The organism is Spiroplasma endosymbiont of Polydrusus pterygomalis, from assembly GCF_964030825.1.
GTDB lineage: Bacteria > Bacillota_I > Bacilli_A > Mycoplasmatales > VBWQ01 > Spiroplasma_E.
In genome coordinates, this window is record NZ_OZ034964.1 from 1,235,356 (window position 1) to 1,259,171 (window position 23,816).

Genomic DNA, 23,816 nt, shown 5'->3' on the forward strand with positions numbered 1-23,816 from the left:
CCACCTAAACCTGATCATCGATCGTCTATACAATTGCTAACTTTTAACTAAATTAAATATTTCCCAACTCACGAAAACGAAATGAAGTTTTATTTAATTTCTTTAATTCTCATTTATTTAAATTATAAATAATTATTCCGGCAATTAAACCAACTAAAACACAAACAATTGCAATAATTAATAAAATTTGAATTCCTTGTAATGAATAATTACGATGACCATCAACTACATAAGAATTACCTGGTAATTTTCCAATCGCAGAAGCAACATAATTAAATCAAGCATCTGGTGTAAAAGCAATTCAAGAAATTAATGAAATTGTACTAGCATAACTATTTTTTCCATCGGTAATTCTCCAACTTGCACAAATCTTAATGTCAGTAATCCCCAACCAATACAACCAATAAATAAAAAAAGCAAACACATTATAAGTTGAAATAAAATTTGAATTGCCTTTGAAGATTGTAAAAATCAAACATTACCTCAACCAGGAATAAGTACATATAAACAACATGCAATCATTCCTACTAATAACAAAAATACTAATCCTAAAACATAAGAATTTCATTTATCAGCTCAACGACCAATTGGATTAGCAACTAAAAATCTTAATCCATATGAACGAATACCACCAAGAACAGTTACAATACCAATGGTAACACCAACTTCTGTTAGCGTATCTTTCATATAATATGCAAAAGTAGATTGAAACATATACATCCCAAAGACAAAAATTCCACAAAGCCAAACTCGTAGAAATTTCATTGGTTGAAATAATGTAATTATTTTTTCCTTTCAAATAATTTTTGATTGTTTACGTTTTTTATTAGGAATAAATATTAAGACTAACAATGCCATTACCAAAACGATACCACAAATAAAATAAGCAAAAACTAAAAATGGGATTTTTGTAATAAAATCATCTTGACCATATTTATTTTGTAAATTTTTAGTTAAAATTGTTATTCCCGTTGCAATGCCAACAATAAAAATCAAACCAAAAAATCCCAAAATTGTTCCTTCCAAGCCATAGGCAATTCCCTGTTGTTCTTTTTTTACATTTTGTGATACTAATTTTCAAAGTGGTGCTCAAAATAGTCCAGCAATAGAAATACCTCAAATTATATAAATAATATACAATTGAATCATTCGTACATCTTTAGCCATACTAAGTTGAATTGTTAATGTTCATCATAAACCACACAAACCAGTTATTAAAAGTGATACTATCATAATTTTTTTGGCACTAAAACGATCAGCAAGTCAACCACCTGGAATTCTAGAAATAAGAGCAACAAAACCATAAATAGCAACAACAAAATCAAATTCATCTTGGTTTAAATCAAGATACTGATTAAAATTAGGAATAATATATCGTAAATAAAGAACTCCACTAAAAACAAATAAATCAGATAATGCTAAAATAGTTATAATTAAAATAGTTCTATTATCTAAACCATGTGTAAATTTTTTTCAACACTTATTTAAAAATGCTTTCATTATTTATTTTTTCGCTTTCACAATAATTTAGGATTATCACTAATATACCCCGCTACTTGTTCACCATATATTTCATTAACTTTTATCGCTTCATCATTATTATTAAAAGTCCATATATTTAATAGTTTTTTAATAGTTTTAAATTTAGTAATCATTTCAACATCTAAAACGATGGAAATCGAAGGATGAAGATAATCAAATTTCTTAGCATACAATTCATTAAAATCATTTTTATTTTCAAATAAATAGCCTTTTTTCATTGGATATTTAATTTTATTGTCAATTTCCGCTAATAATTGTTGGTCAAAAGAAGAAACAATAATTTCAGCGTTAGTACTTTTTTGTAATTTTTTAATTTCTGAAAAAATAATCATTAGTTCATCTTCAGTATATTTACGATTTATTTCTTCTTTAATTTCAACATTAATCATTTGATAATCTTTACTTAACTTTTCAATAAAATCATTAAACAACGGTGGAATTCAATCTTTATTATTTTTAAAAAACTTCAAATTAATAATTTCTTCATAATATAAACTATTAACCTTACTTTTATTGTTAGCAATTCTTTCAAAGGTATCATCATGAAAAATAATTACTTTATTATCTCTTATTAACCGAATATCAAATTCTACTGCTTGACAAATTTTTAAAGCATTTTGAAAATCAATCATTCGATTTTCACCTTGTGTAGAACGAAAACCACGATGTGCTACTAATAATGGCATAATTATGAAAACCCCCTAATATTTTCTATACTTAATCATTTTACACTAGACTCATTTTGTAATTAAAAAAATAATTTTCCAGATAAAAAATAAACTTATTATTGATAATATTGACATAATCTAGTTATCAAATCATGAACATAAGTATCACTAATTAAATTACAAATGATACTTTCTATAATTTTGTTCTGACATATCATTATTAACTACTAGCTCATCAAAAGATTGATTTAATAAAATTATTTGTTCTGGTTCTAAAGCATTTCAAGCTTTCGTTATCGTTTGTTGACCATAAATGTCATTAAAATTAATTGAATTAAATTGTAAACGTTCACTACTTACTTGTTCTAATTTTAAATCACTTATTATTTGCCCGTCATATATTTGATTAATTATTTTGCTTTACTCTTTTATTATATCCTTCAATTATATTTTTGTGTTCTTGCCTTTACTTCTGGTCTTTGAAGATATTCTCGTCTTTTTGCTTTCTTCGATACTTCTTTATCATTAATTTGTAATGAATAACTTGTAATAGCAACTATATTTATCGAATTATTCACTTTTATCCCCCTACTATAAAATAAAATAAATATAAGTTTAGTAAGTTATTTTATCGTTTAGATTTATTAAAAGCGACACCCAATGCTTTTGGTGTTTTACTTCATTTTGATGTAAATACTAAAACTAATAATGATGCAACAAAAGGTAATATATTTCATATATCAGAATTATTAGATATTCAAGGAGCAATATTTGGTAAAAATGCAATTCTAGCACCTGTTGTTTCCACAATGGCAAATAAAGCAGCACCAATCATAATTAACGGTACTCTTCATTGACCAAAAATTAAAATTGCTAAAGCAATAAAGCCATTACCACTAACTGTGCCACGAAAAGTTTGACTAGCATACATTGGAAAAACGCCACCAGCAATTCCTGCTAAAAATCCTGACAATAATACAGCAACATAACGCTGCTTAATTACATTTATTCCTGCAGCATCAACTGCATTAGGATTTTCACCAGTTGCAATATGATGTAAACCTCATTTAGTATATTTTAAAATAATAGCAACACCAAGCAAAACTATAATTGCTAAAAATAAATATAAATTAAAAAATTCATTATTACCTATCTTTGGCAATTGATAAATATTTGTTAATGAAATGAAACCATTATTACCCGGTAATTGTACAACAAAAATAGCAATCGCTGCTGCTAAAATATTAATTGCAACACCAGAGATAATTTGATCAGATTTTAAAGTAACTGCGGCAAAAGCATGAAAACATGCAAATCCCATTCCTGCTAATCCTGCGACTAATAAAGCAATAACTTGTGATCAATTACCTCAATTAATACCAATATTTTTTCCAAATGAAGAAAAAGCAAGGGCACCAATTGTCATCATTCCTTCAATTCCAATGTTAACAACACCAGCACGTTCTGAAATTAATCCAGATAGTGCACCAAGTACTAACACAACAAAAATTAAACTGGAATGTTGAAGAATTATTGTAAATGCTTCCATTAAGTTATCCTCCCCTTCTTTGCATTTTTATTTCCATAATTGCTTGTTGTTCTTGTGCAATTATGTTATTAAATTTACTAGTAAACATTATTTTTTCAGCTTCTACTTTTTTTGTAAATTGTTCAGTTAGAATCTTAATATTACTATTAATTGGTATAATTTGATTCTTTAATTGATGTCGATCAATTTTCTTTTTTTTGATTAATGCTTTAACTTTTATTTTATAATTTGTTTTTAATTGATGTTTTGCTAAAATTAATTGTTGTTTTAACTTTTTATCAGCAGTATTGGCAATTTGTTTTTTTACTAATTTTATTTCATTAATTAATTCTTTTCTTAATTTAATAATTTCTCGAAAAAGGTTGCATTTTAAATCTCTTACTCTTGATTTATCTAATATTGTTTTTTGTCTTTTTAATAACATTACTTCGCGAAGTAACTCTTGTTTATAATTATAAACAACAGTTTCACATTTCATTCTCTCATTAATATATGTATTTAAACTTTCAGCATAAACTGCTTTTACCTTTTGTTGTAAATTATTTCAATTACCAATTTTGCCTTTTTTTCAAATTGCATTATATTGTTTATAGATATAATGTGTTAAAGCTTTTTTTTCTTGAAAAAATTGTGCTCAAGTAACACCTACTTTATCATTTTTATCATTAATTATTGCTTGTAATTGCAAGTTAATGTTATTATTAATTTTTTGATTTAATTTTTGTTTTAATTCTTTAATCGCAAATGCTTCTTGACGTTTATTTTTAATTAATACACTATTATTTATTTTAACGTTATTATCTATTTTTTTATACTTTTGTTTTACTATTAACTGTTGATCATCTTTATTTTGTGATAATTTTACGATTGCTTTATTATATTCTGCTTTTAAATATTTGATTTGATCGGTTTTTTCCTGATTTAAAACTATTCTTAATTCCCTAATTTTTTTGTTATATTCATTTTTTATTTTAAAAGTTTCAATAAAATATTGATACATTTTACCAATAAAAGCATTTGTAACTTTACGTTTCTCTTTATCAAAAGCAATATTAAAGTAACGAAGCAAAAATTTAATTGGTTGCAAGCGTGATAATAAAACGGCACAAGCAGCTGAATAAATGATAACACCAAAAATAATATCACCAGTTGCTGTTGGCAATGTTAATACTGAACCAATAGAACCACCACTTTTAATTAAACCTCAAAGAAAGGCAGCACCAACAACACCAATGGCATTAATTTGACCAACTAAAGCAACGGCGATACTATCAAAACCAATAGTTGGTAAATCATCAGTTAAAAAACTAATTGAAGGATTTTTAGCAATATAATAAATAACCGCCATTACTCCTGCCAATGATCCTGAAATAATAAATGAAATAATACTATAATATTTATTATTAATACCACTATAAAGTGCAGCAAATGGATTTAAACCTACTGTTCTAATTTTATAACCCAAAGTTGTTTTTTTCAATAAAAATCAAACTGTTATTATTAAAATAATAGCAATTAATAATGGCAATATACAATTATAACCATTGATACTCATACTCATACTATCATGAATAGTTGCTGAAGTGCCATGATCAGCATCATATAAATCCTTACTACTTTTAAATAATCATTTTATTAAATATCAAATTGTTCAATTCAATAATATAGAAGTAACAACTTCATGAACATTAAAAAAAACTTTTAATAACACTGTTGTTAATGCTACCAATACTGCTGCTAACACACCAGCAAAAAGAGCAATAATTATCGCTAATGGTTGTGATAAATCATAACGAACACCAATGGCAATAACAACAGCTCCTGCTGCTAACATTTGGCCTGCAACTCCAATATTAAACATTCCCGAACGAAATGAAATAACTAGTGCCAAGCCGGCAACGATATAAATTGCTCATCACACTAAAGTATTATCTCAATTATTAGCTGGCCAACTAGTAAAAGCATATGTTAATAGCAACTGAAAATAAGTAAATGCATTTTGTCCTGAGCCAATTATCACAAAACAAGCAATAATTAACCCAAAAATAATAGCGAACAAAGAACCCTTAAATTTAGTAAGACTACTATTCATTTCATTTGAACCAAGATATAAACGACTTCGTCGTTTTAAAACCCATGTTTTTTGTTTAAACATTATTGTCATCTCCTTTCATTACCAACTTTTGTCCAGCCATCATTAATCCCAAGTGTTCACGAGTAACACTTTTAGCACTAACATTACCAGAAATTTTACCAGCATGTAAAACAACAATGCGATCAGCTAATGACATCACCTCTGATAATTCATAAGAAATTAGTAATACTGCATTACCTTGATTTTTTTCTTCAAGAATTCGACTATGAATATATTCAATAGCTCCAATATCTAAACCACGTGTTGGTTGAGCAATAACTAAAATTTTATGTTTTCTTGTTAATTCTCTACCAACAACTGCTTTTTGTTGATTACCACCTGATAAACCACGAATTAAAGCAAAACCATTTTTGCTACCACGAACATCATAATTATTAATAATGTTTTGGGCATAAGATTGAATAGCTTTATTACGAATTAAACCATGCTTAGAAAAGGGATACTGACTAATATTTTGTAAGACCATATTATCAATAACAGTATAGTCTAAAACTAAACCATACTTATGGCGATCTTCAGGAATATGACTTAAACCATTTTTATATAAAGTTTGAATTGAACTGTGTTTCATATTTTTATTACTAAAAAAAATATTACCTTTTTCTGGTTTAATTAAACCAGTAATTGTCGAAATTAATTCATTCTGACCATTACCTTCAACACCAGCAATCGCAACAATTTCTCCTGATTTTATTTCTAGCCTAAAATCAGAAAGACCTATTACTGATTTTTTGTTACCAATTTTATGAACAAACAAATTATCAACATTTAATAATACTGGTCCTAATGCAACATTACCCTGATTTCTAACATCAACTAAATCTCTACCAACCATTAAGGTAGCAATTTCTTCTTTACTTTTACTACTAGCACTAAAAGTTTCAATAACTTTGCCTAAACGAATTACTGTTACATTATCAGCAATTTGTTTAACTTCTTCTAATTTATGACTAATAAAAATAATAGTTTTACCATCACGTCTAAGTTCTTCAATGATTACTAATAAACTAGTAATTTCTTGTGGTGTCAAAACCGCAGTTGGTTCATCAAGAACAATAATACTAGCACCACGATAAAGTACTTTTAAAATTTCAACACGTTGTTGCATACCAACACTAGCATTTTCGATCTTTAAATTAAGTTTAATGTCTAACTTATATTTTTTTGAAATTTCTAAAATTTTTGTTTTAGCTTTTTTATAATTAATTCACTGTCATTTATGAACTGGTTCACTACCTAAAATAATATTTTGTAAAATGGTAAAGTTATCAACTAATTTAAAATGTTGATGAACCATACCAATTCCTAATTTGCTAGCTTTAATCGGTCCTGATATTACCACTTCTTTACCATTAATTTTAATGATACCTTTTGTTGGTTGATATAGTCCAAATAAAATTGACATTAATGTTGATTTACCAGCACCATTTTCACCAACTAAAGCATGAATTTCGCCACTTTTAATTTTAATAGAAATATTATTATTAGCAATAATAGTATCCAAAAAGACTTTAGTAATGCCTTCCATTTCAACAGCATATTGTCATTTCTGTTCTCTAACATTTATTTGCATTTTATCACCCCTTTTAATTATTTAAATGGATTATATTCATCTTTAATACTATTAATTCAATAATCTTTATTTAAACTTAATACTTTTTGTCATCCATTAGAAATTTTATCTAACAAATCAGTAGTATTTTCTAGTGCAACTAGTGGTGTATAAATATCTTTAGTACCATCCTTAATTGCTTTATTTGCTGCTATCCCAGTAAAATTAGGGCCCCCTCGATATGGTGCATCATCAGTAAACGTTTGATTAGCAGTCGGATCACTTTCATGTTCTGGACTTTTATCAGTTCTACCAACTGATTTCCAAAGCATAAATTTAATTGAACTAACTAAATTTTTTTTGGCAGAAGTAATAAATCGATCTGCCGATTGTGGATATTGAAGTTGCTGATCAGTATCAACGCCAATAATTTTACCTTGGCCTACTTTTTTTAATGATGATAATGTATCTTCAGTTTGTGGTCCTGCTACTGGAAAAATAATATCACTTCCCTGTTGCACAAGGGCATCATTAATTCCCTTTGAACTTTCTGCACCTTGCGTAAAATTACCACTAAATTGTTTTCCTAATCTAATAAATTCAATATTTGGCAATGGTGAAGTAAAATTTGGATTTAAAATTTTAACTCATTGTAATAACTGATCTTGAATCGGATTAGCACTAGTTTTATTGTTAAAAAATTGAATTGCTCAATAATAACCATACATGTAATTAGTAACTGCTGGAATATCTAGACCACCATAACTTGACATTTTTAAATTATTAAGTCCACCATATTCATTAGCATGAGCAGTTAATCAGATTGCTCCTGCTATTCCTGCTAAAAATCCTGATTGTTCTACTTTATAAAGCAAACCTGCTAATTGTTTATTAGTTTTTGGTACTTCTCTATTGGGAGTATCACCATCAACAAAAATAAATTTAACTTTATGATTTAAAATAGTATTCTGTGCTTTAACTAAGGCATCATGATGTAAAAATCCCGAAGCAATAATTACTTTACTATTAATAAAGACAGCTTTACTATATGATGTCATTAAATTATCAAGTGTTGTTAATTGGGGATTATCTCAAGAAACTTCTACTCTTTTATTTTTATATTGTGGATCAACATAATTACTATGTGTTCAAGTATCAAATTCTTGTTTAAACTCTAGCGCAGCATTATATGATGATTCATTAAAAGAAGCATCATTAATAGTATGTCCATCAGTTACAACAGTTATTCGATAAATATTGGGATCATTAAACTGATTATTGCAAGCAATGATTGGTAATATCATTATTAGTGTTAATGATAAAGCACTAAATGTAGTAAAAATTTTACGCATACTATTATTCCTCCTAACAATTATATATAATATTTATATAAAAATATAAAAAAAGAAAGCAAAAACATTGCTTCCTTAAATTCAATTACTCAAAATAAAATAATATAAAATAAAAATATGTGAAAATAAAGTTTGAAAATAAGTGGTTGGGAATAACTTACTATTAAAAATAGTATAACTACGTATACATTCAATAATAATTATTTTCTTATTTTCACAATTAAATTTAAACACTAGCTTCTCCTCGTAATAGTATGATTACCATTATACTAAGATAATAAAACTTATTCTTTAAAAATTCAATAATAATTATATATATTTCAGTAATATATAATAAAATATCATTAAAAATGTGGCTTATAAGTTTCAACAGTTTGATCAATATCATTTTTTCAAGCATTTTCTCATTTATCAGGAGTAGCAACTGTTGCTAAATCATTAACTAATTTATTATAAGCAACAGTTACTTTTTCGGCCAAAAGTCAATAGTCATTACTATCTTTAATTAATTTATTATAAATAGTACTAATCGGATCATTATCAGCAATACCAAGATATTGTTCACCACCTAATGCTGGTTGTGGTATACTACCATTAAAATATTTGTCACCATCAGTAGCAACAATTACTGGTATATTACTATCTCCATTATAATCTAAATTAAAAGAGTATCATAATCAAGTCGCAACAGATTTATGAATTCCCTTTAAAGCTGAGGTAATAAAGGTATCTTTAGCATAACTATATTGGACACTTTGATCAACATCAACCCCAATAATTTTTGCTTTACTATTAGTAGTAGAATTTTTAACAGCCGATACTAAATCAATCGTTTGTGCTCCAGCAACTGGCATAACAATATCATCTTTATAACCATCAATCAATTGTGATGTTATTGCTTTTGATGACTTGGTACCCGACTCAAAACTACCGGTAAATTGTTTAGCAATTTTATCAAAATAAATCTTAAATTTATTGGAAATAAAATCAGCCTTAGTAATTCCTATTTTACCTTTTTCACTTCTAAGTTCATTAGTCATCACTAACAAATCATTATTACGATTACGATATTGATTAAAATAATAAACACCTCAATAGTAACCCATCATATAACTAATAATAGTAGCAGCTGGTAAACCACCAAAAGTTGACATCTTTAAACCATTGTCATCATAATATACTTCATGATTAGCAGCTAATCATATTGCCCCCACCAATGCTGATAAAAATCCTGATTGTTCTGCTGAATAAGTTAAAGTTGCTACATCAATTGGATTTTCTAATTTAGCATCAACTAAAATAAAACGAACACCTAACTTTTTATATTGATTTTGAATAGCTGGTGTTAATGCACCAAGATGATTAAAACCAACAACAATAATTGTTTTAGCACCAGCAAATGTTGCTAAATTATAATTATTTTGTAAAGTTGAGACATTAGTATCTCGTGAAATAATTCAACGTGTTTTCATGGTTTTATTCTTTCACACTTCATTACCTGGTAAATTACTAATTACAGTGCGATTATCATTAAATGTTTTAGTAAACTCCTCTGAACCTTCCAACACTTGTTGATTAAAAGCTTTATCAAATAAATCACCACCATCAGTAATTATCCAAACATCACCAATGCTAGGAATAGTACATCCAATTAAACCAATTGATGTACTATTTATTAACAAAATAACAGTTAATAATTTTAAAAAATATTTCATAAATTTCTCCTAGAAATAAAAAATTTAGTTATATTAAATATTAATAATACTTATCTTATTAAATTACAATATTTTATACTTTATTTTTACCATATTTTTCATCAAAATTAATAATTCCTTTGGTATACGCATCAATAATAATCCGCGCACAATGAACAGGATTATATAAAATATTGGTTTTTAATTGTGAATTAGCCATTAATAACTTAATAAATAGTTCAAAATCATTTTCTTTTAACACAAAATCATGGGTAAAAATTTTTATATCATTCATGTCTACTAATAATGCTAAAAGAATTTTATGAACTATTCCTCACGAGGAATTTTTAGCATTACTTTCAATTCTACTAATTGTTGCCTGACGAACACCTACTAATTTCCCCAAATATGCTTGCGTTCAACCAAGCCTTAGACGTATTCGTCTAATTTCTACTTCAATTGCCATTTTATTCCCCTCTCTAATTTTAAGTTATTCCCAACTTTATTATGTGATGAAAAATTGGAAAAAGATAAATTTTATTCTATATTTGCATAAAATATAATAAAATTAACATGGTGATATAAATGGAAAATCAATTAATCAAATACTGAGGAAAAAAAAGTTTTTTTTATATTAGTATTTTGTGATTAATCGCACAAATCATATTTATAGTAATAGCAGGAATTTTAATAACTATTACTAGTGAAAAAATAATTAATATTTTGTTAATAGTTGGCATCAACAGTTTAATTTTATTAATCTTGTTTGCTTTTTCAATTAACTATTATACTTTTGAAACAGTTTATCAAATTAAAATTAAAGGTAGCACTTTTCAAACTAAAATTTATCGTTATTGAATTATTTTATTTAGTTTTGGATGATTGATTTTTTTTACTTTAAATGCATTATTTATGTTAATTGAAAGTGCTGTTTTTAAAAATAAACTTGATTATTTTAATACTTTAAATCATCATTGATGAATTTTACTTATTGTCACAATATTTAATGTTTTAACGATTGGTATTCATCGCCAATTAATGCACTATACCTTAACAAACTTACAATTACCCTGAAATAAATACAAAAGAAAATAATATCTTTATTTGCTATTGTAGCATTAATTATCTTTCTTCTTCTTTGTTTCTCATAAATTTATCATATTTCTTGCACTAATTAAACCAAATAATGAACCACAAGCTAGCAACCCCCCCATTTAAACCAATAAAAACAAATGATAACCCCAATAATAAAGTTATTACACCATTACCAAGACTAGCAAGACTTACAATAATTAATGGTAATAACGTAACAATAATTGCACCAAGACCAATACAGATACCAACAATATAACCAATTCTTTGTTCAACTGCCTTGTTTGAATTTATCATAACTAAAATAAAAATAAAAATACCATAAGTTATTAAACAAGCAATTAGGATCAACCATCCTAATCATTGAATAGCACTTAATCCAGAATCAAGTACTTCTTGTAATCATTCTCCAAATTTTCATAATCACTCATAAGAACTTTCTAGTAATCCTTTTAATGCAATCATAATTATTGAAACAACCATTACTGGCATTAATGCTGTTAAAAGTAAGTAAATCCCAATGTTAGATAATGTTTTTGAAAATTTTAACATCCTTTTTTACCTCTTTATAATTATTATTTTATAATATTTAACTAATAAAACGATTTAACTTTATTTTTAACATCTTAAAACTACAAAAACTAGAGAAAACTAACTAATAGTAAATGTGTATTTATACATTATCTTAACATTTAGTAAAGATAAATCAACAATAATACGTAATTGTAGATAGTTGTTCAATAACTTTAAATTAACTTTTTTAAATTTTTTACTTTCAAAATAATTTATTACTAATTGTAAAATCTTAAAAAAAATGCTAAAAATATTTACAAACTAAAGATAGTTTTTAACCCATATTTTTTATTTTTAAAAATGGGTTTTAGTTTTAAAAGGAGAGATTAGATGAAAAAAATACTAAAAACAATAAGTGGTTTAATTATTAGCATAACTACCAGTTTAAGTTTTATTGGATGTAATAAAAATGAAAATAGTTATGACTTAAGAGCATTACAAACAATACTTTGACAAGAATCAGCAGAAAGAAAAATATCTTTATTAAATACTTTTCGTGCAGCAATAAAACAATATGATGATGGTATTGCAGCAAATAAAGATCATTTATCACTAGATGTTATTTATGCAACCGCAGATAAAAAAAATGCCAAAAATAATGAAAATGATAAAAACTATACTGTACAGTATAATCAAGCAAACATTAAAAGTAATAAATATGTACCTATCGTTATTACCGATTTAGATGAAACATTCGTTAATAATATTGGTTTTTCAATTTATCAATTTTTTAATCCCAACATGAAAGATCCAGATTATGAATTTAAACGTTGAGTTGATCATCAAGTTAATTTTGACAAACAAATTTATGATGGAGTTTTAGAATTTGTTAAACATGTTTGAACAACTGGTGGTATTGTTTTATTTGATTCAAATCGTTTCCAAGGTGAAAATAGCAAATATGGAGATGAAACAATAGCAACTAAAAAATTATTAGAAAATAATTATTATCCCAAAGCATTTCTTGACAGTTATGTTTGATGAATGCAAGGAGTAACTAAATATAATACAACTAATTACAAAGATTTAATATCAAAAGAAGATCGTTTTAATTATATTAATAATAGTAATTTTAAATTATCATCAAAAGCTAACAATGCTATGCAAATAAAAAATTGAGAAAATGATTTAGTGCCAATAAAAAATGTTCCCGCTCATATTATAATGAGATTAGGTGATAATATTAATGATTTTCATTCTAATTTAACAAATTCTAAAACAAAAGATAAAATTTCGCTAAGAAATGAAATATTAAATAATAAAAATTTTAATAATTTAATTGGTAAAGTAGGAGATGAAATTTGATTTACCAAAAATGAAAAAGGAGAAATCATAGAACATTTTTGAAGTAAAAATACAAAAAATAATTTTGTTGATAATGATTTAAAAAATCTTGGTTTTGTAAAAGAAATTAAATTAGAAGTAGGAAATATTGGTTGACAAGAAATTTATATACCAGTTGGTGGTAATGATGTATATGGTAATTTCTTATGAGATTTAGAAAAAAAATATGGTCATAATTTATTAGATTTAGTAAAACTTTATTTTAAAAAATATGAAAGTGTATGAAATTAACTTACAAAACTATTCTATCAATTTATAAAAAATCAATAGTAATTACCGAATATAAAGCTTAATATAAAAAGGAGAAAAATTATGAATAAAAAAAATGAAGAAATTGTTAAATATTTAATGTTAGAAAAAGTACAAAATTTAAAAGAATATGCTATTTATTATAGCAATTATCAAAAAATCATTAAGACAGATATCAAAAATATAAATAATATTGAAAATGAAAAAAAACATCAAGATCATACTTATGCAAAATCATTATATTAATTGTAAATAACAAAGATTACTAATACTTAAAAATAGTAAGAACATATGTTCTTACTATTTTTGTAAATTTTGATTTTGGTATTTTTTTCAGTAATCTAAAATTACATCATCATTAAATAAATTAATTTCTCGTTTCTTAATACATTTTTTTAATTGATTTATATTTTGTCACAATGTATTTTGTAAAGGAATTGGATATTTTCATATTCGACGATTAGTTTTAAATTCTTTTAAATCTAATAATTTATAAGAACGATTAGGAAATACTTTCATATCTAAATCATAATCAATATATTTAACTGTTTCTGAATCCAAGATAAAAGGACTAGCAATATTGCAATAATAATGAACACCATCATTGCGAATCATACAAATAATATTGTACCAATCCTTTTTAAAAAACAATCAAATTGCTGGATCAATAGTTGTTCATTTACGACCATTAATTTCAGTAATTGTTACATTTTCATTCACTAAAACTAAATATTTTGCAGTATCTTCTAAAACAATTGAATTGTTTCAACTACGATATAAATCGCCATTATGCTTATATGCATGAATTGAAAGTATTTGTCCTTCTTTAAGGTACATACACGGTTAAACCTCAACTTTCTGCAAATCATAAAACATAGTAATTATACCATTAATTACTTAGTAAATAGAAATGAAAAAATAAATTTCTAAGAATAAAGTATTTATTAAAAAATAAAAAAACTCCAAAGGAGTATTAACATATTTTATTAAATGGGGCGACTGACGGGATTCGAACCCGCGAATGTCAGTTCCACAAACTGATGCGCTAGACCACTACGCCACAATCGCCGTATTAGTTTCTATAAGTAAAACCGTTAAATATTATACAATAAATTTAAGTAATTTTAATATTTTTTTCATAAAAATAAAAAAATAGTAGCATTTAAATTTTTGTTATACATTAGCAATAGCATAAACTCCAGCAACAACATTAGCTACTGCCTCCCCAGTAGTTCCAATTACGGGAATACAAAATAATACCACCACCAATAATTAAAAAATAGGACAATTTACATTTAATTTAGATTCTAAATCTATAATTTCTTCATTTACATCATTAATTTGATTTTTTATAATTTCAAAATTTTCTTTTAATCCATGGCTAACTTTATCCAATTCATCTATTTTTAATTTATATTCTAAAGGATGAGTAAATTCTCAATCTCTGATATAACCTTTACTTATTTCTTTTTGCTATAATTTTCAATTAAATAATAACTTAGTGGTAAATGTTTTAGCATTTTCAATTACTTGCGACAAAGTCGCGAACCAGTTATTTATATCTTCTATTCATATTTTACTTTTTTGGAACATTAACTATAATTTGATATTTCTTTAAGTTTAGTTTGTGTTGCATAAGTAAAAATTGGTTTTAATATGCCAAGAGAATATTCTTCTTTATTAATAACTAAAACTTGATTAACATCAAAATTAGAATATTTTTGTTTACTAGCTTGTTTAATTTGTTCATCATTATTATCATTAATTAATCCTAAATTAATTACTTGAAAATGCTATACATCAGGAAAATCTTTCAAGAAGACATCAAATTAATAATAAAATATATTATTTATTTCTAATTGTGAACATTCGTTCTCTATTAATTTAAACATCAGTATGTTCTCACTCATTTTTATTACTAATATTAAATCAAGTTCTTCACTGTTTCCTTGAATACACTTGTAATATAATATAACCTTCTTGATAATTAATACCATTTCATTAAAAAGTTATCTGCAAATATTTAGCAACATAATATTTTTCACAATATTCACTATTGCCTATAAATTTTATTTTCTTACTATTTGGATTAAGTTTAAGTTCTCCTTTGTATCAATAATTATTACCATAAAATTTAATTTTGCGACTACTATCTTTAATTTTTTTATCATATTTAAATTCGTTATATGCAACTTTTACTCTTTTTACTCTTTTGTTAATTTTTTCATTTGTTTTATTTTACATTCTTTCTCAATAAGGTTCAGTTAGTGTTATATCATATTTCATAAAATGATGATTAGATACCAAGTGATGATATTTCTGGTAATAAAGTTGAATTATTTATTGAGTTAATTAAATCTTTAAAGGTTCGAACTACTATTAATACTTTCAATCTCATCTTGAAATAAAGTAACAGTTAATATAACCATAATTTAACAATAAAGTGAACTAAAACATTTCATTTGAAAACCCTTTCAAAATAAAAACCACTTACTTTAAAAATTAAAATAAGCGATTTAAAAAAGTATTAGCTTTAAAAACTTATTATACTTAATAATTAATTAATTTCTATTATTGAGAATAATAATCATCAATAAACGGAATTTTTCAAAATATTTCTGGATGATAAGTATAAGAAATAAGAAATGCTAATAGGCCAACACCAATAATAAAGAAAAATATATCTTTAAAATCAATATGATATTGGCGAAAACGTGTTCTTTTACCTTGTGGGTCATAACCTCTTGAATCCATGGCATAAGCTAAATCTTCTGCCTTTTGAAACGAAGATACTAACAAAGGAATAATTAATGATACTAATGATTTAACTTTTTCTTTAAAATGACCATTCTTTAAATCAACACCACGTGATGCTTGCGCTTTTAAAATTCTTCCCGCTTCATCTAATAATGTTGGAATTGAACGTAAAGCAATAGAAATAATCATTGAAATAATATGGACAGGAAATTTAATTAATTTTAATGGCATCATTAGATCTTCTAATGCTAAAGTTAAATCTAATGGTTGTGTAGTAGTTGTTAAAATGGTTGTAATTAAAATCATTAAGTAAATTCGAAGCGAAATATATATACTAACAAATATTGCTTTATATGATACTTTAATCGCATGTCATTGTCAAATCATTCCGACATTAGAACCATTAGTTAAAAAACAATTAATAATAAATAAAATAATTGCCATAAATAAAATAGGACGCACTAATTTTAATAGCATCATAAAAGGTAATTTAGCACAAAAGAAAATAACTATGACAGTAAAACCAATAAGAGCATAACCTTCAAAACCAGTATGAAAAAAAAGTGAAGCAATTAAACAAATTAAAACTACTAATTTAATTCGTGGATCAACACGGTGAATAATTGAATTTAAAGGTAAATAACGACCAAAACTGATTTTCACTATTGACTCTCCTTACTTTTTACTTTTTTTAGATAATATCTCTGATAATTGCTCAATTAGTTCTGAATTACTTCTAGCAGTAATTTTTGATGTATCAAATCCTGCTGCTTCTAATTTATACAAAAAACTATAAATTTTTGGTGGTTCAATGCCAGTTTCAGCAATTAATTTTTTATCTCTAAAAATAGTAATGGGATCTGCTTTTTTATAAACTTGTGTATTATGTAAAATAATAACTTCATCAGCAACCATTAATACATGATTCATATTATGAGTTACTAAAATAATGGTCTTATTTTCTTTATGATTTAAATCATAAAATAAATTAATTAATTCCTTTTCACCATCAGGATCCAATCCTGCTGTTGGTTCATCTAAAATTAAAGTATGACCTTGTAATGCTAAAATGCCAGCAATCGCAACTCTTCGTTTTTGGCCACCAGATAAATCAAATGGACTTCTTGATAAATATGCTTCATCTAAACCAACCAAATTAATATATTTTTTAGCTAATTCTCGCGCTTTATTTTTTTTTTCACCAAAATTAACTGGTCCAAACATAATATCTTGCTCAATAGTTTCTTCAAATAATTGATATTCAGGAAATTGAAAAACTAAACCAATTTGTTTACGTATTTTCTTAATATCACGAATTTTTTTCTGATTAGCTTTAATGATAAAATCATCAATAGCAACCGAACCAGCCATTGGTACTAATAAACCATTAATGTGCTGAATCATAGTTGATTTACCACTACCAGTTTCACCAATAATAGCGATTATTTTATGATCAACAATGGTAATGGTAATATCTTTTAAGGCCTGATATTGATAAGGGGTTTTAGGAGAATAAGTATAACTTACTTCTTTGAATTTAATTGACATAAACTAGAAATCAGCTCCTCTTCACTTAATGTTTCATTAATATTAATTCCTTTATTTTTTAATCCTAATGATATTTTTAAAACAAAAGGGATATCTAAATGAATACTTTGTAAAAACTCTCATTCTTTTAATATTTCAGCTGGAGTTCCATAACGAACTAATTTACCTTTATTCATAACAATAATTTTATCAGCATTAATGATTTCATCCATATCATGAGTAATAGAAATAATAGTTTTATTACGTTTTTCTTGTAATTGTAACATAATTTCTTTAACTTCCCGTTTACCTTTTGGATCAAGCATACTAGTTGCTTCATCAAAAATAATAATATCTGGCTCTAAAGCTAAAACTGAAGCAATCGCTACCCGTTGTTTTTGACCACCAGATAATCATAGTGGTTCATGATCTAAATATTTTTCCATACCAACTGCTTTAGCAACTCTATCAATAATTGCTGGCATATCACCAGGATCAACTAAATGGTTTTCTAAACCAAAAGCAATATCATCACGAACAGTTGAACCAATAAATTGATTATCAGGATTTTGAAAAACAATGCCTAAATGACGACGTAATTGTTTAATATTTTTATTAGTAATTGTTTCACCAAATAATTGGATTACACCTTTTTGTTTATGCAAAACACCAATAATAATTTTTGAAAGTGTTGACTTACCACTACCATTATGACCAATAATAGTAATATATTCACCATGATTAATATCAAAACTAACATCATCAACAGCATTATTATATTCTGGTTTATAACGAAACTCAACATTTTTTAAACTTAATGAAATTTTGGACTTATTCATACTACTTCTAACTCCATTTTAGTAAATATTACGCTAGTAAAATTATAACAGTAATTTTATAGATATCAATTTATAATTTATAAAAATTATAAAAAAGAATAAAAAAAAATAATTTTTTATTTTTATTAAAATTTTAAAAATGAAAAATGAACAATAATTTTATTTTAATTTTCAATAAATATTGTTCATTTTATAATAAAACTTAAATTATATTAATAATTTATAAATTACAATTATATGAAATAATAAATCTTTAATTTAAAGTAGAACTTAAATTTTTTGACTTTTTCTTTGGTAAAGGAGCATTTTCTATTTCTAAATTTGTTTTATCACTTCAAACATCAACCTGATTTGTAGTTACTGATGAAGTTGAAGGTTGTGGTTCACTATTGGCAACATTATTTTTTGTTAAATTTTCCAGTTCTTTTTGAATTTTTTCTATTTCTAAATTTCTTTTTTTTATTTTTCTGTTCACTTTGCCATGATTATTATAACAACCACAACTAATAACTATTCAAAATTTATTTCAAAAACTTGTTAACTTTTCTGCTTCTAATTTCTTGATTTCTGCTTGCATTTTTTCGATTTTATCATCTAAGTCTTTTGACTTATTTTCATTATAAATTTTTTTAATTCTTTTTCCACCACTTGAAAATAAGTTAATTATTCGTCTAAATAATCCTGTTTCATTTCTTCTTCTAGTAACATTACTTTCTTCTACTGAGAATGTTACTGATAATTCTAATTCCTCATTTGTTGAATGATTTAAAAGATTGTTGTTATTATTAATTGCCATAATGAGTGAACATAAATTTAATTGTTTTTTAAAATTATTTGCAAATTCTATACGTAAGTTGATTAGTTGAACTTCATCTGTATTAGGTGATTCATTTTTTTGTTTTCTTCTTGTTTAATAAACTCTCTTATATTAAATTTTTGTTCTTGCATTTTTTTTAAATTAATTATTTGATTATTAGTAGTTGACATTTTTTCTATCTCTGCTAATTGATTTTCCAATTTTTGTTTCTTATCTTGACATTCTTTTAATTGTTCTTCTAGTTCATTTACTTTCTTGTCTGTTTTTTCTTGAACTTTCTTTAAAATTGCTTCTAGTTTTTTTATATTTTTATATAAATTTTCTAAATTAGTTTTATATTTCTTTTCTTCACTTTCTTTTTTTTGTATTTCTTCATCTAAGTTTTTTATATTTTTTTTAATTTTATCTATTTCTGCTTTCAAATTTTTAATTTCATTGTTTTTAATGTTATCTTTTAATATTTTTTTTAATTTTTGTAACTCATTTGTATATTCACCTTTTTCCATTTGCTTGTTTTGTATTTCTTTCGTTAATGTTTTTAAATCACTTTCATATTTCTGTTTTTCTGTTTGTTTGCTTTTTATCTCTTCATTTAATGTTACTAAAGCATTTCTATATTTTTTTTCAAATTCTGTTTTTAAATCTTCTGCAACACCTTCTAGATATTTTATTTTTAATTCTTGATTCTTGATTTTTAACTTTTGATCTTTGATTGCTACTGAAGCAGATTTAATTGGTTGATTTATTACATTATTATATTCTCGAATTAACTTTGAAAGTTTTTTCTCATAATTTTCTTCTTTACTAAATAACATTAATATCTTCCTTTCAAAATAAAAACTCATTATTTTATTAAAAAATAATGGATTTAAACATTATCTTTAGTTTAACTTTTATATTTAAAAATTTAACTTGAAAATAATCATCAAAAATAATAACTATTTTAGTTATCCTTATATTTTTGGTGAATTTTGTCTATTAATACTTGGTATAAGGTTTTAATTTTTTAAATTTGAATTTATCTTATTTTTTCTATTAAATTTTGTTTTTGTGCTTCATATTTTTTAATTTCTCCTCTTTTAAAAAATAAAAACTCATTTACTTTTTATAAAATAATGAGTTAAAAACTTATATTAAGTTTAGAAAAATTATAGCAAACTATATATCCTATGTATCAATAATGATTATTTTACGCTATTAGTGTAGTGTATTATATTTTTTTAAAGAGTATAATAAAAAACATAACATTAAATTTTTACCAAAACTTACATCTTAACTAAAAATAAAGTTACTTAAATTATATTTTGTCTAAATATCGAGTTCAATTTCTTGCGGAATAACTTTTTTATAAACTAAAATTTTATGACATGTTTCCTTTTCAAAATTAAATTTATTTAAAATAGCTAAAGAAAATAACTCTTTTTCAAAAATTTCTAAACTAATATTATTCATCTTAATATTGACATTAAATCGTCTTAAAGTTGCTAAATCTATAGAATTAACTTGATTAGAAATTGCAAATAAAATTTGTTCCTTTTGGTAATGAATCCAAAATCATATTAAATGTCCCAATCATTCTTTGCTATTCATCATTTATTTCTCTTTTTCTAGAACCAATAAGAGAATCAAACTCATCAATGATAAAAATAGAATTTATATAATTTTTTCTAATATCTATTAATAATTTTTGAAGATTTTTTTGATTTTCACCTAATTTATGAGAAATCAAATTTGAAGCACTAATTGAAAATAATTTTTTATCAAGCGATTTTGCAATATCATTTATTTACAAATGATGTTTTTCCTGTTCCAGGATGACCAGTAATTAAGATATTAATTACTCCAATTTTGGCAATTTTATTATGATCTCCCAAAAAATTAATCATTTTTTTGTAACGGTTCATAATTTTCTCAAATAAAGTTATTTGATAATTCTGCTTTTTTAATAACTAAATATTCATTATTAATTGAATTAATTGACACAGTTGATGTATTACCAATAATAGAAGTAATATAATCAGCATCTTTTATTTTACCTTCTTTTTTTAATTCAATTGCAAGTTTTTTTACTAATTCTATAACTGTTCCTCTATTTAAATTTACTGCTGTTTCAATTATATCAATAATTACTTTTTTCATTTTATCAAATGTCCTCTTTTCTTAATTCTAGTAAAATTAGAATATATATTTTTATTTTTGGGACAAAATTAAAAAAAATAAGTATTTATTATCAGTAAAATATTAAAATTTATTTAAAAATGAGACAAAAAAGAGAAAACATAAAAATGTTTTCTCTTTTTATTTTTTTCTTATGTTAATACTTTCAATGACACAAAAGTAATTACACAAAAGTAATTAATACCATCGGTGCATTATCACCAGTTCTATTATCTACTTTAATTAACTTTGTATATCCACCTTTACGGTCTTTATATCTTTCAGCAATATTACCAAATAGTGTTGGAATAACACCATCTTTTGGATATTCTTTAGTTGCTACTTTGCGCAATTTAGCAATTGCTATTCTTCGTGAATGTAAATCACCACGTTTCGCTAATGTTACTAATGGTTCAATAAATGTTTGTAATCTTTTTGCTCTTTTTTCTAACAAAACTAATTTGCCATGAACAATTAATTCACTTGCTAAATTACGGATTTCAGCATCAACTTTAGCACTATTTCTTCCGATATCGTTAATATATGACATTTTGTCTTAATCCTCCTTGTTAGTTTTTAATAGAAAATTCTAAATTATGCTTTGCTACACAATCTTCAATTTCTTTAATCGATTTTGACCCTAAGTGTTTAATTTGCTTAATTTCATCTAAACTTTTACTTACAATATCACCCAAAGTTTTATAACCATCACGTTTTAAACAATTATATGAACGAACAGTTAAATTTAATTCTTCTAAAGCTTTATTTAGATCATTATTTTCTTGTTCATTAGCAATTGAAATAACTTCAAAATTTTTAACATTATCATCTAAATTAACAAAAAATTCAATATGACTTATTAAAATTTTAGCTGCCATAGCAATAGCTGATGCTGCTTTAACTGAACCATTAGTTTGCACACCAAGGATTAATTTCTCGTACTCAACACCTTTTAATGTTTTAGTTACTGGTTCAATTTTATAATCAACTTTTTCAACAGGTGAAAAATTTGAATCAATAGCAATAATACCTGAACTATTAGCAATTTCTTTTTTGTTTTCTTCAAATGAAGAATAACCACGAGATTTTTTTACCATTAATTCCATTTCAAACAGAACATTTCTTGAAGTTGTGCGAGCAATAATTAACTCTGGATTAACTACTCGCACATCAGTTGGGCAAATAATATCACCAGCGGTAATATCTTGTTCACCACTAATACTAATTTTTAAATTAGCAATTTTTTCATCTTTTTGAATGTCACCATCAAAAGCTAAAACTAAATCCTTAACATTCAAAATGATTTCAGAAACATTTTCAATTACACCTTTAATTGCAGTAAATTCATGTGATACACCACTTATTCTAATTGCATATACAGAAATCCCTGGCACTGAAGATAATAATGTTCTTCGCAAAGCATTAGCTAAAGTTGTGCCATAACCACGTTCTAACTGACTAACAATAAATTCACTATAATTTGTAGCACTATTTTCACTGTTTAAACTAAATTTTGGTTTTAAAAATTGTTGTTCCATATTTTATTTTCACCTACTTTATTTTCTTGGTTTTTTTGGTGGACGACAACCATTATGTGGGATTGGAGTCACATCATTTAAATCTTTGATTTCAAAACCTATTGCTTGTAAACTACGAATTGATGGTTCTCTTCCTGGACCTGTTCCATTAACAAAAACACTTAAGATTTTAGCTCCATGTTCCATTGCAGTTCTACCGGCAGCTTCTGCTGCTAATTGTGCTGAATGGGGAGTTGATTTACGAGTTCCTTTAAAACCTACGGCACCAGCACTTGATCAAGTAATAACATTACCATTAAGGTCAGTAATAGTAATAATAGTATTATTAAAACTTGCTTTAATAAATACTTTTGCTTTAACAAAATTAGGATTAACTTTAATTTTTTTCTTTACTGTTGTTTTTATATTCAT

At 25.1% G+C, this 23,816-nt stretch carries 28 protein-coding genes and 1 tRNA gene; 4 read left to right on the forward strand and 25 right to left on the reverse strand.

The window, feature by feature from the left end:
* Positions 1-52 precede the first annotated feature (52 nt).
* From ACQH25_RS06120 to ACQH25_RS06165, 10 genes are all read right to left on the reverse strand, one after another.
* Positions 53-391, reverse strand: a complete 339-nt coding sequence (locus ACQH25_RS06120; RefSeq protein WP_425381122.1) for a hypothetical protein — start codon at positions 389-391, stop codon at positions 53-55.
* Positions 310-1,500 carry an MFS transporter gene (locus ACQH25_RS06125; protein ID WP_425381123.1) on the reverse strand — a complete coding sequence of 397 codons (1,191 nt, stop codon included), beginning with the start codon at positions 1,498-1,500 and terminating at the stop codon, positions 310-312. Before ACQH25_RS06125 ends, ACQH25_RS06120 begins: the two co-directional genes overlap by 82 nt.
* Positions 1,500-2,228 (reverse strand): glycerophosphodiester phosphodiesterase, encoded by a 729-nt coding sequence (locus tag ACQH25_RS06130; protein ID WP_425381124.1) that lies wholly within the window; start codon positions 2,226-2,228, stop codon positions 1,500-1,502. Before ACQH25_RS06130 ends, ACQH25_RS06125 begins: the two co-directional genes overlap by 1 nt.
* Before the next feature lie 413 nt (positions 2,229-2,641).
* Positions 2,642-2,788, reverse strand: coding sequence for a hypothetical protein (locus ACQH25_RS06135; protein WP_425381125.1), 147 nt, complete (start codon positions 2,786-2,788; stop codon positions 2,642-2,644).
* A gap of 50 nt (positions 2,789-2,838) precedes the next feature.
* The gene (locus tag ACQH25_RS06140; RefSeq protein ID WP_425381126.1) at positions 2,839-3,759 is read right to left on the reverse strand and encodes an ABC transporter permease; all 921 of its coding nucleotides are present in this window, start codon (positions 3,757-3,759) and stop codon (positions 2,839-2,841) included.
* Between the two features lie 4 nt (positions 3,760-3,763).
* Positions 3,764-5,914, reverse strand: a complete 2,151-nt coding sequence (locus ACQH25_RS06145; RefSeq protein WP_425381127.1) for an ABC transporter permease subunit — start codon at positions 5,912-5,914, stop codon at positions 3,764-3,766.
* The gene (locus ACQH25_RS06150; RefSeq protein ID WP_425381128.1) at positions 5,907-7,487 is read right to left on the reverse strand and encodes an ABC transporter ATP-binding protein; all 1,581 of its coding nucleotides are present in this window, start codon (positions 7,485-7,487) and stop codon (positions 5,907-5,909) included. Before ACQH25_RS06150 ends, ACQH25_RS06145 begins: the two co-directional genes overlap by 8 nt.
* Positions 7,488-7,504: 17 nt before the next feature.
* Positions 7,505-8,818 carry a BMP family ABC transporter substrate-binding protein gene (locus ACQH25_RS06155; RefSeq protein WP_425381129.1) on the reverse strand — a complete coding sequence of 438 codons (1,314 nt, stop codon included), beginning with the start codon at positions 8,816-8,818 and terminating at the stop codon, positions 7,505-7,507.
* A 344-nt stretch (positions 8,819-9,162) separates the two neighbouring features.
* Positions 9,163-10,533 carry a BMP family ABC transporter substrate-binding protein gene (locus ACQH25_RS06160; RefSeq protein ID WP_425381130.1) on the reverse strand — a complete coding sequence of 457 codons (1,371 nt, stop codon included), beginning with the start codon at positions 10,531-10,533 and terminating at the stop codon, positions 9,163-9,165.
* Positions 10,534-10,606: 73 nt separating this feature from the next.
* Positions 10,607-10,978: a helix-turn-helix transcriptional regulator gene (locus tag ACQH25_RS06165; RefSeq protein WP_425381131.1), complete on the reverse strand. Its 372-nt coding sequence runs from the start codon at positions 10,976-10,978 to the stop codon at positions 10,607-10,609.
* A 119-nt stretch (positions 10,979-11,097) separates the two neighbouring features.
* Here ACQH25_RS06165 and ACQH25_RS06170 point away from each other — a divergent pair, with 119 nt between their 5' ends.
* Positions 11,098-11,607 (forward strand): hypothetical protein, encoded by a 510-nt coding sequence (locus tag ACQH25_RS06170; RefSeq protein WP_425381132.1) that lies wholly within the window; start codon positions 11,098-11,100, stop codon positions 11,605-11,607.
* 75 nt (positions 11,608-11,682) lie between these two features.
* Here the strand turns inward: ACQH25_RS06170 and ACQH25_RS06175 are convergent, their stop codons facing one another.
* A complete protein-coding gene (locus ACQH25_RS06175; RefSeq protein ID WP_425381133.1) occupies positions 11,683-12,156 on the reverse strand; it encodes a hypothetical protein in 474 nt (157 codons plus the stop codon).
* Between the two features lie 351 nt (positions 12,157-12,507).
* Between ACQH25_RS06175 and ACQH25_RS06180 the strand changes: the two genes are divergently transcribed.
* Both ACQH25_RS06180 and ACQH25_RS06185 read left to right on the forward strand, forming a co-directional pair.
* On the forward strand, positions 12,508-13,752 hold the full coding sequence (locus tag ACQH25_RS06180; protein WP_425381134.1) for an HAD family acid phosphatase: 1,245 nt from the start codon (positions 12,508-12,510) through the stop codon (positions 13,750-13,752).
* A gap of 81 nt (positions 13,753-13,833) precedes the next feature.
* Positions 13,834-14,016 (forward strand): hypothetical protein, encoded by a 183-nt coding sequence (locus tag ACQH25_RS06185; protein WP_425381135.1) that lies wholly within the window; start codon positions 13,834-13,836, stop codon positions 14,014-14,016.
* A gap of 54 nt (positions 14,017-14,070) precedes the next feature.
* On the opposite strand, the gene ACQH25_RS06190 is transcribed toward ACQH25_RS06185, so the two are convergent.
* A complete protein-coding gene (locus ACQH25_RS06190; protein ID WP_425381136.1) occupies positions 14,071-14,607 on the reverse strand; it encodes a DUF402 domain-containing protein in 537 nt (178 codons plus the stop codon).
* Between the two features lie 154 nt (positions 14,608-14,761).
* A tRNA-His gene (locus ACQH25_RS06195) sits at positions 14,762-14,838 on the reverse strand.
* Between the two features lie 588 nt (positions 14,839-15,426).
* On the opposite strand from ACQH25_RS06195, the gene ACQH25_RS06200 reads away from it, so the two are divergent.
* Entirely contained in the window at positions 15,427-15,603 is a 177-nt protein-coding gene (locus ACQH25_RS06200; protein WP_425381137.1) for a hypothetical protein, read from the forward strand.
* A 738-nt stretch (positions 15,604-16,341) separates the two neighbouring features.
* Here the strand turns inward: ACQH25_RS06200 and ACQH25_RS06205 are convergent.
* The 12 genes from ACQH25_RS06205 to rpsK form a co-directional block, all read right to left on the reverse strand.
* Entirely contained in the window at positions 16,342-17,190 is an 849-nt protein-coding gene (locus ACQH25_RS06205; protein WP_425381138.1) for an energy-coupling factor transporter transmembrane component T family protein, read from the reverse strand.
* Positions 17,191-17,202: 12 nt separating this feature from the next.
* Positions 17,203-18,075 (reverse strand): energy-coupling factor transporter ATPase, encoded by an 873-nt coding sequence (locus tag ACQH25_RS06210; protein WP_425381139.1) that lies wholly within the window; start codon positions 18,073-18,075, stop codon positions 17,203-17,205.
* On the reverse strand, positions 18,051-18,893 hold the full coding sequence (locus ACQH25_RS06215) for an energy-coupling factor transporter ATPase (protein WP_425381140.1): 843 nt from the start codon (positions 18,891-18,893) through the stop codon (positions 18,051-18,053). Before ACQH25_RS06215 ends, ACQH25_RS06210 begins: the two co-directional genes overlap by 25 nt.
* Before the next feature lie 253 nt (positions 18,894-19,146).
* On the reverse strand, positions 19,147-19,689 hold the full coding sequence (locus ACQH25_RS06220; RefSeq protein WP_425381141.1) for a hypothetical protein: 543 nt from the start codon (positions 19,687-19,689) through the stop codon (positions 19,147-19,149).
* Positions 19,690-19,751: 62 nt separating this feature from the next.
* On the reverse strand, positions 19,752-20,525 hold the full coding sequence (locus ACQH25_RS06225; RefSeq protein WP_425381142.1) for a hypothetical protein: 774 nt from the start codon (positions 20,523-20,525) through the stop codon (positions 19,752-19,754).
* 493 nt (positions 20,526-21,018) lie between these two features.
* Complete coding sequence (locus ACQH25_RS06230) at positions 21,019-21,303, reverse strand: hypothetical protein (RefSeq protein ID WP_425381143.1); 285 nt, start codon at positions 21,301-21,303, stop codon at positions 21,019-21,021.
* A complete protein-coding gene (locus ACQH25_RS06235) occupies positions 21,293-21,439 on the reverse strand; it encodes an AAA family ATPase (RefSeq protein ID WP_425381144.1) in 147 nt (48 codons plus the stop codon). Before ACQH25_RS06235 ends, ACQH25_RS06230 begins: the two co-directional genes overlap by 11 nt.
* A gap of 28 nt (positions 21,440-21,467) precedes the next feature.
* Positions 21,468-21,614 carry a hypothetical protein gene (locus ACQH25_RS06240; RefSeq protein WP_425381145.1) on the reverse strand — a complete coding sequence of 49 codons (147 nt, stop codon included), beginning with the start codon at positions 21,612-21,614 and terminating at the stop codon, positions 21,468-21,470.
* Positions 21,589-21,849: a hypothetical protein gene (locus tag ACQH25_RS06245; protein ID WP_425381146.1), complete on the reverse strand. Its 261-nt coding sequence runs from the start codon at positions 21,847-21,849 to the stop codon at positions 21,589-21,591. The genes ACQH25_RS06240 and ACQH25_RS06245 overlap by 26 nt, the downstream gene beginning before the upstream one ends.
* A 202-nt stretch (positions 21,850-22,051) precedes the next feature.
* Positions 22,052-22,417, reverse strand: a complete 366-nt coding sequence (gene rplQ / locus ACQH25_RS06250; protein WP_425381147.1) for a 50S ribosomal protein L17 — start codon at positions 22,415-22,417, stop codon at positions 22,052-22,054.
* 19 nt (positions 22,418-22,436) lie between these two features.
* On the reverse strand, positions 22,437-23,405 hold the full coding sequence (locus tag ACQH25_RS06255; RefSeq protein WP_425381148.1) for a DNA-directed RNA polymerase subunit alpha: 969 nt from the start codon (positions 23,403-23,405) through the stop codon (positions 22,437-22,439).
* Between the two features lie 18 nt (positions 23,406-23,423).
* Complete coding sequence (gene rpsK / locus ACQH25_RS06260; RefSeq protein ID WP_425381149.1) at positions 23,424-23,816, reverse strand: 30S ribosomal protein S11; 393 nt, start codon at positions 23,814-23,816, stop codon at positions 23,424-23,426.